Below are 13,159 nucleotides of genomic sequence, written 5' to 3'. Positions count from 1 at the left end.
TCTCAAGCTAATCTGAAGCTTTGGTCACAAATCTGCATTCTTGTTAACTGGTTCAGATGAATGTGATTTAATCGTTTCGGATACTACCATCAGTCCAAATAGTGTTCTGATAAATATTCCCTTCGAGCCAAGTACACTCGATATTAGCTCCAGTCAGGTTAGTGTTAGTTAAGTTGCTGTTGACGATTTCGGCAGATCGCAGATTGGTATTCCTCAGAGCGGCTCCGGTCAGATCAACTCTATACAGACTAGCTCTGGCCAAAATAGCTCCACTCAAGTTAGCCCCACTGAGATTAGCTCCATCCAAACAAACCGAATTGAAAACAGTTCTACTCAAATTAGCCCTGCTCAAGTTAAAGTTTTCCATGTACGAGTCAGACAGATCCAGCCCACTGAATTTGACTCCACTCAGGTCAGGAATCAAACTAACACGGTAAATATCACCACCGATATACAATTCATACCCAGTGAAATCTCTAACCCCAGTAGCGTAGAGTTCGAGTATCTCTCCATCCTTAAGCAATGGTTTGCTTAGACTCATATAGCAATGCTAAATGAAATATAAACTAATAGTACATTTATACAAAACTTAAGTTCTTTACCAATCACCAAGAATTTGATTTTCCTAAACTGCATCAGTATGAACCCTGTTCGGATCTCAAATAAAATTGCTATAGTGCATTTTCTGTTAATGCTTCTGGGATTCAGGGGTAGGTTGGGTTGAGGAACGAAACCCAACCTACCCCTGAATCCTTGATTTTGTTGGGTAACACGAATGTTCAACCCAACCTACAAATATTTGATTTTTTCAGAGTAATAAAAGAGCGTTAGGAATAGGGTACTCAAGGCAATTAGTAACTCAAAACTAACTGACTTAAAAAGAAGGCAAGGGCTGCACTGCCTAAAGGAACTGTTAAATTGTCAATACCCAAAAATGAAACAGCCTCTAAAGCTGTAGCTATAACTGCTACTAACAGTGATACTGCCCAAGTTTGCCAACTGTTTCCTTGAGTTCCAACTAAAATCAAACTACTGACGAGATAGCTAACGAACATCATAGTTAGGGAGCCTTCCCAACTTTTTTTTGTCCCAAAAACTTTATACTTGTGTTTACCAAAGCGCTGCCCAATTAAGGCTGCTAGTCCATCTCCCCAAGTCATGATCAAAATTCCTAATGCTGCGTATTGAGGTTGTTGCAAATACCAGAACCAGGCAACTAAAATACCGAAACTGACAGAGTAAAAAAAAGTCCCTAAACTTTGGCGTCCAACGCTATTAATACCAGGAAGAATGGGCAATCGGTAGGATAATAAGGTGATTGCACTCGCTAAAATGGAAGCTGTAATCCCTACACTGGCGGGAATATCGAGCCACCAAGCGATTAAAATCACATTACCTGTGCCAATATGAACTATCTTCCGCACGATTTCTGGCTTGTCGGCAAAGCGGTTTACCACCCATGCAATCAGGAGGATGAGTAGCACCCAAATTGCAGCGCTCGCAATTTGCAGCCATAAAACCGGAATTGAGGTGAAGTCAGAAAATGTAATTAACAAAGATGCAACGCCGAAAATTTTTACCCCTGTTACTAATTTATAAGATTTAGGTAACTGCAATGAAACTATTATTGATTTGGCTGATTCAGGGCTACCGAATGTTTATCTCGCCGTTATTTCTCCCGACTTGTCGCTTTCAACCAACTTGTTCGATGTATGCTATTCAAGCCATTGAACGATTTGGAGTGTTCCGTGGTGGGTGGATGGCAACTCGGCGGATTTTGCGCTGTCATCCGTTTCATCCAGGTGGTTACGATCCAGTGCCAGAAATGGTAGAAAAGGAGAGGGGCAGGGTTGCAGAGGAGCAGAGGGGAAATAACTAATACCCAATGCCCAAATTAAAGGAATTGTCGCTGGGTGTAGCCACTTAGGGAGATGTCAACAGCTGAGGTTGTCATCTACTTTAAGAAGGTTGAATAATTTAATTTAGACTTACCATGATTAATCCCACTGCGATTTCTATACCCGAACCACAAATTCCTACTCCTGGCCCGAGTCCGCTACCGAGTCCCAATCCTGAACCGAATCCGCTACCTAGTCCCGAACCTGTACCGGGGCCAGCTATACCCCAACCTTTACCTGGGCCTGTACCAGAACCAGTGCCTGCTCCGATTCCTCAAACAGTACCTGCTCCCATTCCCCAAACCATACCGGAACCTGTTTGAATTACCTTGGTAATGTAATCCAAAATCCCAAATCTAAAATCCAAAATGCTAAGAGCCGGAATTGTCGGACTTCCCAACGTCGGAAAATCTACTTTATTTAATGCTGTAGTTGCTAATGCCAAAGCAGAAGCAGCTAACTTCCCTTTTTGCACGATTGAACCGAATGTCGGCGTTGTCGCAGTACCGGATGAACGGTTAAATGTTCTTGCTAAAATTGCCAGCTCGGCACAAATTATCCCGGCGCGGGTGGAATTTGTAGATATTGCCGGTTTAGTTAAAGGTGCAAGTCAGGGTGAGGGACTAGGGAATCAATTCCTGTCCCACATCCGGGAAGTTGATGCGATCGTCCATGTGGTACGTTGTTTTGAAAATGATGATATTATCCACGTTGCTGGTTCTGTTGACCCAGCGCGAGATATTGAAATCATTAATATAGAATTGGGCTTATCAGATTTAGCACAAATTGAGCGGCGAATTGACCGCACTCGCAAACAAGCTCGTACCAGCAAAGATGCACAATTTGAAATCACAGTTTTAGAAAAATTAGCTGCGGCTTTAAATGAAGGTAAATCGGTGCGTCAGGTGAGCTTGAATGAAGAAGAAACAGAAATTATTAAAGGACTGGAGCTGCTCACTTATAAACCGATTATCTACGCCGCCAATGTATCTGAGGATGAGTTGGCAACTGGTAATCATTTTGTGGAAACAGTGCGGCAAATTGCAGCGACAGAAAATGCCCAAGTTGTCATTGTTTCTGCCCAAGTTGAAGCAGAATTAGTGGAATTACCAGATGAAGATAAAGCGGATTTCCTTGCGTCTTTAGGTGTGGAAGAAGGCGGTTTGAAATCATTGATTCGGGCAACTTACATGCTTCTAGGCTTACGGACATATTTTACCTGCGGCCCCAAAGAAACCCGCGCTTGGACAATTAATGCTGGAATGTCTGCACCTCAAGCAGCTGGTGTAATCCACAGTGATTTTGAGCGGGGATTTATTCGCGCTGAAACAGTGGCTTATAAGGACTTGGTAACTACTGGTTCAATGAATGCTGCGAAGGAGAAAGGGTTGGTTCGCAGTGAAGGGAAAGAGTATGTTGTACACGAAGGGGATGTAATGCTGTTCCGATTTAATGTGTAGGTGTAATTAAATCAATGGCCGTTATCCATAAGATAATGGTCAACCTACACCAAGTTGCGATCGCTCTCAAGACATTGACAAAATCTTCGATATATGTACATTGCTGCTTAAGAAAGTTGCTAGGCGATCGCAAATAAACCAGTAATCCTCAAAATGATCACAAGATATTCTTCATTTAGAAGGAGTAATTATTGCGATTGTGTGATGAAACGTACTACTTTATTGCAATCGTAATTATGATCTGTGGTTGAGTTTATTCAGCTTTTTTCTCTTAAGTGCTAACTGCTGAAGTCGCTCAATCTCAACTAACACATCTTCCGGTTTAGTTTCCATTTCTAAGTCAGCAAGTTCACTGTCTTCATCATTTTCAATGCCCATTTTATCTTGAATCGCATCTAGCATTTGCAATACTCGTGTAACTTCATGCTCAGTCAGGAGTGCAATTTGTAAATTTAAGTTGGCGCGATACTCACTTTCTTGACTCAGTTGGTTTTGACTAATTAACACAAATGTTGACAAAAAAATTGCTTCTAGCGATACCACCATTGTCAACAATCCGTAGGGAAATGGATCAAAGGGATGTACACCTAACTTACCAGTGTTCAAAATAATCCAAGCACCAAACCAGATAAGATGTACGTAAACAAAAACTATATGTCCTGAAAAAGAGGTAATAGCATCGGCAATTCGGTCTTGCAAGTTTCTCTTATTAGCAGCCTTGGCCCGAAGACGGATAAGAGTGCGAATGTTGCGTTGTATGACTTTAGACAGTAGTGGATTATTATCTTCATAGTCTAAGTATTGTTTTTCTTCTTCGTTCATACTACCTGAAAGCATAATTTTATTATCCTGCTATTAATAGCATCTTGAAAAAATTAGATGAACTAGCAACTTTGCTTGATTCAATTCAAGATGCAAGGAGTTAGGCTTGCATTATAGACTCGAGCTTTGAAATCACTGTGCCAAAGCTATTGCGTTCTCATGACAATAAGGCTGACAACTAACTTCAGAATTCGTTTGAGTCAAATTATTCCTACAATGTGCAGATATCATTCGCATGATCCAGTTGGGCAAACCAGACAGTTATAAAGTGGAAGACTAACTACCAACTTTGCCAAGAGTTAGTTTGTCTTTTTCTGTTTTATACAACAACGCTTATCGCTGTTACTTACGCATTACAGGTGATATCAGGGATAACCAAAATTTATCGGCAACGCAATAGTTTTTATTTTCATTGCCAACATGCTTAACCCGCGATCGCATGTTGGTAGAAAACCGACTCGCGTATCATACCCTCCCGAAATATTCAACGAATCAAGTCTTTCTTAAATTTTAATCCTGCTAAAATCTGCGTGTAGGTCGAAACGAAACCTCCTGCTGTTGAGCGCCTGCTAACCGATTGACTTGCTGTGCCATCAAAGGACATACTTTTCAGCTACTTCCACCCACAATGTATACATAGGAACCCAAATTCTCATCATCTGTACCAACCACTACACCGCCTTCTGCACCAGGAACAAGTTATATACCTTCAATCTTGTGGTAATTAGAGCGGTAGAGGGGAACAAGTTGAGGATTTTGCCGCCATACAATTTTGTCACCGCGTAATCCCAGATAACCAGCGACATACACAGCCGACTGGAATGGCCCATCATCTCCGGCATCACTTGCTGAGGTGATGTACACAATTCCTACGGGGTCTACCTTAATATCTGAAATATGGCGCACGTTACCAGATGGAAAAGGTACTTTCAGATTGGCAGAACCTGCAAGAGTAATTTGATATTTAGCTAAGTCAAACACTCCCCAAAAAATAGTTGCTGGTTGTTTTCCTTCACCGCGATGTCCCCAAATAGCAACTAATTTGCCGTCTATATTTTGTAATCCAAATGCTTCAAAATTATTTCCTTGAATAATTCCTGGTAGATTGAATTCCTTGAGAACCGAGATGGTTTTGTTGGCAGACTCCAATCTGATGTAATAAGCTTTTCCAGAACTGCTTATAGCGATAAAAGAGGATTTTGTTTTCTCTGGAACAGATGTTAAAGCTTCTAAGTCGATGGGCAATTCTATGTTACTTGGCCAGTTCAATGGGAAATATTCCGGTTGGTTCTTACCCTTAATGCTGATGATTGCTAAACGACCTTGGTTTTTTTGTTTGTTGTCATGGACAATCAGAAAATCGAGCGTATTGCTTTGCTGCTGTATCAAAGCTATACCACCAATACCAAAAGGGATACCACCGCGAACCGGACGCCAATCTTGTGCCCAAACTTGCACAGACATGAGTAACAATGTACCCAAGATTACTATATTGATGATTAACTTAAGAAACCGAGGCATATTGATTTAGCCAAGCTGTGAGTATCGGTAAGAGAAGGTGTGTTAGCCGATGCTCAATCATATCAAATCCAGGTAATTCGCACCCACATCAATAAAAGCAGCCTTTTGTACTCAGAGCTATCAGCTTACTTACGTAATTACTTGACTCACGACAGTACTTTCTGTAAAGAAAGCAATAATTCATTGACGGTATAGGGCTTTGACAAAAACGTATTCACACCAATAGCAGCTACTGCACTGAGCTTATTGTCAGACGTAAGTCCACTACTGGCAATAATTCTGACTTGGGGGTTGATTTTTTGCAGGGTACGGATGGCAGTTAAACCATCCAGCGAGGGCAGCATAATATCCATCAGTACGGCACTAATTTTGCCCCTATATTGAGCGTATAGCGCGATCGCCTCCATGCCATCACTGGCAATTAGGGTTTTGTAATTGTGAGCTTCCAGTGATGTTCTGGTAATCTCTTGAATAGCAACTTCATCATCCACAACCAAAATCAATTCTCCATGTCCTCTCTGTGGTGGCAATTCTTCTGGAGTAATTGTTTCCATTCCCTCCACTGCTGGCAAGTAAACCTTAAAGCTAGTGCCATTTCCCGGTTCGCTATACACGTTCACAAAACCTCCGTGACTTTTAATGATCCCAAGTACGGTGGAAAGTCCTAACCCTGTCCCTTGTCCGACATCTTTTGTGGTAAAGAATGGCTCGAAAATTCTATCTAAGATTTCTTTAGGAATCCCAACTCCAGTATCAAGGACAGTAATCACTGTGTATGGGCCCTGTTTGGCTTCCAGGTTCATGCGGGCATAATTTTCGTCAATCAACAGATTCTCGGCAGAAATACTCAAACTACCGCTACTGGGTATAGCATCGCGGGCGTTAACGCAGAGGTTCATCAGTACTTGATGGAGTTGAGTACTATCTCCAGAAACCATCCACAAATCTTGCGGTACATCAGTGCTGATTTCTATGGATTTGGGAAATGTCTCTTTGAGAATTTTGGCAACTTCCACTATTAAATGCCTGAGTTGCAAACTGATCCGCTTCCCTTCTACACCCCGCGCAAAGGACAGCACTTGTTTGACTAAATCAGCGCCGCGTTTAGCGTTGATTTCCAAAATCTCCAGTAGATGGCGGGTGCGTTCATCTATATTGGGAAATTTGAGTGGTAATAGTTGCGCTCCTGCCAGAATCGGTGTCAGGATATTGTTAAGGTCGTGAGCAATGCCACTAGCTAGAGTGCCAATACTTTCCAGGCGTTGAGTGCGAAACAATTGGGCTTCTAGGAGTTTTTTATCGGTAATATCTGTGTCAACGGTGAGAATTGATTTGGGTTTCCCTTGTTCATCACAAACCAGACTCCAGCGACTAGCAACAAGGATTTCCTTGCCCATTTTAGTAAGTTTAGTTAGCTCACCCTGCCACTTACCTTTACTAAGAACTTGCAACAGAGCCGCTTCGATTTCTGGTGAAGGTTCGTCAAACAAAAGCTCACTAGCATTTTTGCCGCAAGCCTCTGTAGCTTGCCAGCCGAAAACTGTTTCTGCACCTTTGTTCCAGAAGATAATTTGATTGTTTAAATCTCGCACGCAAATGGCATCTGTGGTGACATCTAGTAATGCTGCTTGTTCGCGGATTTTTTCTTCTGCCAATTTGCGATCGCGTAGCGCAGCTTGCCGTTCGCTAATATCGATACTGGCGCAAGTCACCCCGACAACTTCTTGCGACTCATTCCGCAATGGCTCAACTGTCAAATCGTAATATCGAGTTGTATCTTTGATTGTAATTGATACTTCCTCTCGCGTTCCTATGCCAGTGGTTAACACCCCACGTTTAATTGTGATCAGACGTTGAGCATCTTCAACTGGGATGATATCCAAGTCTTGTTTGCCCAACATTTCCTCAACTGTCAATCCATCGGAGGGATTGTAAACCCAGGTGTAGCGTAACTCCATATCTTGGTTGTAGACAAAGATTGGAGAGTTTTTCAGGGCAACCCGAAATCGCTCCTCACTCTGTCGCAGTGCGTTGTCTGCCCGTTGACGTTCGATCGCATAACGCATTGAGCGCACCAGCAAGTCGCCAGTTACTTGTCCTTTCAGCAAATAATCCTGCGCTCCTTCCTGCATTGCCCTAATTGCCAGGGTTTCATCGTCTATACCCGTGAGCACAATTATCGGAGTGGCTTTTGCGTGATTGTGAGTGATCACAAAGCTTTCCAGTCCCTGGCCATCTGGCAGCGAGAGGTCTAACAGAATTACATCAAAAATTTCCTTTGCTAGGTAGTTGAGTGCTTCCGAAAGCCGCACAACGCGAATCAAATCAACTACAACTGTGGTAACTTCCTTTAAAAACTCCTGTAATAAAAAGACATCACCAGGGTTATCTTCTACTAATAAAACTTTAATATTTTTACCTGCCATTTTCATTACTCCGGTGGCAGTTTTACGATCGCAAACCAAAAATTTTCTATTGATTGGACAATTTTAACGAATTGATCGAAATCTACTGGTTTAGTTATGTAACAGTTTGCAGATAAATTATAAGCTTTGAGGATGTCTTCTTGAGCTTGGGAAGTCGTTAAAACTACTACAGGAATTCGTTTGAGGTTTTCATCTGCTTTAATTTCTGCTAATACCTCCCGCCCATCTTTTCTAGGGAGGTTGAAATCGAGCAATACAATATCTGGATGGGCTGCTTTGACATACTTTTCCTGTTTTCGCAAGAATGCCATTGCCTCCACACCATCCTCGACCACATTCAAGTGGATCGGGATTTTGCTATCTTCCAAGGCGATGCGTGTCAGTTGGGCATCGCCAGGATTGTCCTCTACTAACAAAACCTGAATAGACATAATTGCTGTTATGGTTCTCACCATTGCTTAAGAGCTATATCTGGAATTGTGAAGTAGAAAGTCGAGCCTTGACCCAGTTTTGACTCAACCCAGATGCGTCCGCCGTGGCGTTCTATAATTTTCTTACAAATTGCCAAACCAATCCCAGTACCTGGATACTTGCCTCTACCGTGCAAGCGCTGAAAAATTATAAAAATTCGTTCAGCATACTGAGATTCCAAACCAATTGCATTATCGCGCACCCAGAATAACCATTCATCTGCCGACGGGATAACATTTAAACTTTCCCCATCTAGATTTGTATCTCCCTTGATTACTCCGATGTGAATTCGTGGCTGCTGATTCTGGCAAAATTTGATCGCGTTGGCGATTAGGTTTTGAAATACTTGTGTCAGTTGGGTAGCATCAGCTATCACTTCAGGTAGAGGATCATGAGTAACAACTGCTTTACTATCCGCGATCGCCAGTTGAAGATTAGCGATCGCCCCCTTTAAGACAAGATTACAATCAACTAGCATAAAAGGCTGTCCCCGGCTGCTGAGGCGGGAATAGTTTAATAAATCGTTGATTAGCGTCTGCATCCGGCGCGCCCCATCTACTGCGTAGGTGATAAACTGATCAGCATTCGCATCCAGTTTATTTTTGTATCTTTGCTCCAGTATTTGTAAATAACTCGTTACCATCCGCAACGGCTCTTGCAAGTCATGGGAAGCCACATAGGCAAACTGTTCTAAATCCGCATTGGAACGCGCCAGTTCTTGACTTTGGCGGGTTTCTTGTTCTAATAGTTGCGCTTGAGATAAAGCGATCCCAATCTGGTTAGCCAGTTGCTGTAACAACTCTGTCTCAAAGTTATTCCACTGTCGAGGTGCGGCACACTGATGAGCTAGCAACAAGCCCCAAATACCTTCCCTGACAAGAATCGGCACTACAAGGTTAGCCCTAACAGCAAACCGCTGAAGAAATTCTCGATGACAGGGTTGGATATGAGCAGCTTCAATATCTTCAATGGCACTGATTCTTCCCTGACGATATCTTTCTAGGTATTCTTCTTTAAAGCAGGGGTCGAAAATATTTTCTCCTAGAATTACGGGCCAACCAGGCAGCACCGCTTCTTGCACCACTGTTCCCGAACCATTAGTCTCCAGTCGAAAAATTAAAACTCGGTCAGCTTTTAATAATTTTTGTACCTCGGTAACCGTGGTTTGAAGAATTTCGTCTATTTGTAAAGATTCTCGAATTTTCAGGGTGATTTCGGCAAATAGTTGCGATCGCAGATTCTGCCGCTTTAATTCCTCTTCTACCTGCTTGCGATCTGTGATATCAGTATAAGAACCAACCATCCGTACCACATCACCTGATGCGTCCCAATGGGCCTGTCCTCGATCTAGAATCCACTTATAGCTGCTGTCTTGGCATTGGACTCGATATTCATAGACATAAAACGGTGTTTTCTTAGCAAAGTGGTCTTGGAAAGCTTGAAGTACCGAATCTCGCTCATCGGGATGGATTTGTTTTGTCCATTCATCCCAACCGTTGGAAACTTCGTGGTCTTTATACCCGAGCATTTCCTTCCACCGAATTGAGAAGAACACTTCATTAGTTTTAAGGTTCCAGTCCCAAATACCATCATTATTACCATCTAATGCTAATTGCCAGCGTTCTTCACTCTCTCGTAGTGCTTCTGCTGTTTTGCGTCGTTCAGTAATGTCTTGGAAATAAACAGACAAGCCATCTTTTGCAGGATAGGCGTGGACTTGAAGCCAGCACTTCTGTGGCGGATAAAACGCCTCAAATTCCACACTCACCTGTTCTAATATTGCCCTGTGATACTCACGATCAAATGTTGTGCCGATGATTTCTGGAAACACCTCCCAGATGTTTTTACCCAAAAACTCATACTGGGTTTTTTGCAAAAGCCGTTCTGCTTGACCATTAATGTAGGTGAATCGCCACTTTTTATCCAGGGCAAAAAAACCATCAGTAATGCTTTCGAGCAGATTATTGATGCGGGTTCTTGCGGCTTCAGATTGGACGTGGGCTGCTTGCTTGTGCGCCAAGAGTTTCTCGGTAATTTGAGATACTTCAACTACATGACGCCTGAGTTCTAGTTGGTCGATTACCAGACGACTCAGAGCTACAAGCGCCTCCACTTGTTTTTGGCTCAATTGCCGTGGAACTTGGTCAATTACACACAGAGTTCCTAGCATATCTCCCTTCGGGGTAATTAGGGGTACACCTGCATAAAACCGCACATATGGATAGCCAGTTACTATTGGATTATTGGCCAATTTTTCATCAGCTAAGGTATCCAAAACTACTACAACGTTACGCTGCTCTTGGCAAAGGTAAGAGAACCCAACACTCCGGGGCATTTCTGATACATCTAAACCGACTTTTGCCTTAAACCATTGACGGTTTTCATCAATGAAATTTACCAAGGATATGGGAGTGCCACAAATAAATGCCGCTAACTGAGCAAGATTGTCGTAGGCTTCTTCGGGTTCGGTGTCAAGAATTTGATACTGGCGAAGCGCTTCTAGCCTTGCCACTTCTGTATCAATGTGTCCAGCTTTCATTAACTTTTATTAAACAATCTAAATATAATATTCAGTCAGCAGCGTGGCTATCTCAAGAATAGCTTAACCTTTTTTAAGAATTATTAGTCCTTTCCCCGCCTCTGGCTTTTCAGAAAAGTCTGTTTAAAATACTACATTCATATTCAAAGCGATGCCTAATTCCCTATTTACGCCGCAAAGTTATTGCGTAGGCGTAACCCGTCGTAGGCGATCGCTCCTTTGTATGCAATAAACTCTGACCTCTCTCTTAAAAGCAGAGAGGCTTTGAATCTTACTCCCCAACGCTACAACAATTGGGGCTGTTCTTGTTAGGTCTGTATTGGACTCAACACAGAAGCGCTATATTCACTGTGCATGAAGAGATTCAGTTATTGCAGACTATTGGCTAGTCAGTTGTCACTATGCCAAATGTCGTTAGAAAAATCGTGAGTTTAAGAAAAAAATCGTGAGTTTAAGAAAAAAATCATGATTTTAAGAAAAAAATCATGATTTTAAGGGAAAAATCATGATTTTAAGGAAAAAATTGTGATTTTAGTGATGAAATCATGATTTTGCTAATAAAAGCTGTGGAGCATCCCAAATGTGCAAAATTCCCCTTTGACTGGAACTGTTAAACCCCTACCAAAACGGTTGACCGCAGCTTGGCAATCACATCACTCAAATTACCCGTGTTCAGGCGGTAACTCAGAGGATGAGCAATCAACCGCGCCGTGCTTTCATACAGAGTAGCAATTTCAATCAAACCATTTTCGCTCAAAGTCCGCCCTGTGGAAACCAAATCCACGATCGCTTCTGACATCCCGGTAATCGGGCCTAGTTCAACTGAACCATACAACGGCACTATTTCCACAGGTAAATCCAGACTGTGGAAATATTCACGAGCGCAATTCACATACTTGGAAGCAACTCTACCATGCGGTAGTAAATCTAAAGGCGATCCGTAAGAACTAGATGCTTTTACCGCCACCGACATCCGACAATGCCCAAACTGCAAATCCACCAAGTGAGCAACTTGTGGCTGCTTCTCCCGCAGTACATCGTAACCAACAATACCCAGTTGTGCTTGACCATATTCCACATAAACGGGCACATCGTGCGCTCGCACCAGCAAACCTTTCGCAAGTCCCTTAGTGTCAAGAATTTGAAGTTGGCGATTTCCTGAATCTAAAAAAGCACTAAAATCTAATCCCACAGATTGTAGCAGGCGGATGCTATTTTTAAGTAGTTCCCCTTTTGGCAATGCAACAGTCAGCATTCTTTTTATTGGTATCCTTGGTGTCTTGGCAGTTGAATAATATTGAGAATATCTCTATATGCTTACCACAAGCAGCATGAGAATTTTATTAGTTGATGATGAAGTTGAACTAACTCAACCCTTGAGTCGCTTGTTAACTCGCGAGGGTTACATTGTGGATGCCGCTTACGATGGCACAAGTGGCAGCGAACATGCACAAGTAGCCAGTTATGACCTACTAATTTTAGATTGGATGCTGCCAGGAAAAACGGGGTTAGAGATTTGTCAAGAATTGCGACGCCAAGGCAAAACCACTCCCGTGCTGTTTCTCACAGCCAAAGATACTCTAGATGACCGCGTACAGGGTTTAGATGCTGGTGCTGATGACTATTTAGTTAAACCTTTTGAACTGCGGGAGTTACTAGCCAGAGTCCGTGCTTTATTGCGTCGTTCCGGTTCCCAAACCTATGAAACCACCACTGGACACCTAACTGTAGCTGATTTAGAACTCGATTCTGAAAATCAACTAGCCTATCGCCAAGGACGAATAATTGAGCTATCGCAAAAAGAAAGCCGCCTGCTGCAATATTTTATGGAACACACTGGACAACTAATAATTCATGCCCAGATTATGCAAAATTTGTGGACAGAGGAAGAACAACCCAGTAGTAATGCGATCGCGGCATTAATTCGTTTGCTGCGCCGTAAGATTGAGGTAGGTAGAGAAACTGCGCTGATTCACACAGTCTACGGCAAAGGCTATCGTTTCGGTGCTTCTTGAGTGGAGT

General features: G+C 42.6%; 11 protein-coding genes and 1 pseudogene. 4 read left to right on the top strand and 8 right to left on the bottom strand.

Translation table 11 applies throughout. From position 1 onward, the window contains the following. Positions 1-67: 67 nt before the first annotated feature. On the bottom strand, positions 68-541 hold the full coding sequence (locus Q0541_RS02230) for a pentapeptide repeat-containing protein (RefSeq protein WP_298904922.1): 474 nt from the start codon (positions 539-541) through the stop codon (positions 68-70). 310 nt (positions 542-851) lie between these two features. Further along, entirely contained in the window at positions 852-1,556 is a 705-nt protein-coding gene (locus Q0541_RS02225; protein ID WP_298905002.1) for a diacylglycerol/polyprenol kinase family protein, read from the bottom strand. A 59-nt stretch (positions 1,557-1,615) separates the two neighbouring features. Here Q0541_RS02225 and yidD point away from each other — a divergent pair, with 59 nt between their 5' ends. From yidD to ychF, 3 genes are all read left to right on the top strand, one after another. Then, entirely contained in the window at positions 1,616-1,879 is a 264-nt protein-coding gene (gene yidD / locus Q0541_RS02220; RefSeq protein WP_298904919.1) for a membrane protein insertion efficiency factor YidD, read from the top strand. 114 nt (positions 1,880-1,993) lie between these two features. Continuing rightward, on the top strand, positions 1,994-2,221 hold the full coding sequence (locus Q0541_RS02215; RefSeq protein WP_298904917.1) for a hypothetical protein: 228 nt from the start codon (positions 1,994-1,996) through the stop codon (positions 2,219-2,221). A 45-nt stretch (positions 2,222-2,266) separates the two neighbouring features. After that, complete coding sequence (ychF, locus tag Q0541_RS02210; protein ID WP_298904914.1) at positions 2,267-3,358, top strand: redox-regulated ATPase YchF; 1,092 nt, start codon at positions 2,267-2,269, stop codon at positions 3,356-3,358. A gap of 234 nt (positions 3,359-3,592) precedes the next feature. Here the strand turns inward: ychF and Q0541_RS02205 are convergent, their stop codons facing one another. The 6 genes and pseudogenes from Q0541_RS02205 to hisG all read right to left on the bottom strand — a co-directional run bounded on the left by Q0541_RS02205 (position 3,593) and on the right by hisG (position 12,392). After that, positions 3,593-4,180, bottom strand: a complete 588-nt coding sequence (locus Q0541_RS02205) for a DUF1003 domain-containing protein (protein WP_298904911.1) — start codon at positions 4,178-4,180, stop codon at positions 3,593-3,595. Between the two features lie 609 nt (positions 4,181-4,789). Next, positions 4,790-5,701: pseudogene (locus Q0541_RS02200) on the bottom strand (hypothetical protein). Positions 5,702-5,847: 146 nt separating this feature from the next. After that, on the bottom strand, positions 5,848-8,127 hold the full coding sequence (locus tag Q0541_RS02195; protein WP_298904909.1) for a response regulator: 2,280 nt from the start codon (positions 8,125-8,127) through the stop codon (positions 5,848-5,850). A gap of 5 nt (positions 8,128-8,132) precedes the next feature. Then, positions 8,133-8,579 (bottom strand): response regulator, encoded by a 447-nt coding sequence (locus Q0541_RS02190; RefSeq protein ID WP_298905001.1) that lies wholly within the window; start codon positions 8,577-8,579, stop codon positions 8,133-8,135. Further along, entirely contained in the window at positions 8,576-11,137 is a 2,562-nt protein-coding gene (locus Q0541_RS02185) for a GAF domain-containing protein (RefSeq protein ID WP_298904906.1), read from the bottom strand. The genes Q0541_RS02190 and Q0541_RS02185 overlap by 4 nt, the downstream gene beginning before the upstream one ends. 610 nt (positions 11,138-11,747) lie before the next feature. Then, positions 11,748-12,392 (bottom strand): ATP phosphoribosyltransferase, encoded by a 645-nt coding sequence (hisG, locus tag Q0541_RS02180; RefSeq protein ID WP_298904903.1) that lies wholly within the window; start codon positions 12,390-12,392, stop codon positions 11,748-11,750. A 76-nt stretch (positions 12,393-12,468) separates the two neighbouring features. Between hisG and rppA the strand changes: the two genes are divergently transcribed. Continuing rightward, positions 12,469-13,152, top strand: a complete 684-nt coding sequence (gene rppA / locus Q0541_RS02175) for a two-component system response regulator RppA (protein WP_298904998.1) — start codon at positions 12,469-12,471, stop codon at positions 13,150-13,152. Positions 13,153-13,159 lie beyond the last annotated feature (7 nt).

The organism is uncultured Nostoc sp., from assembly GCF_937863485.1.
Taxonomy (GTDB): Bacteria; Cyanobacteriota; Cyanobacteriia; order Cyanobacteriales; family Nostocaceae; genus Nostoc.
This window is presented reverse-complemented; position numbering and strand designations above follow the sequence as displayed.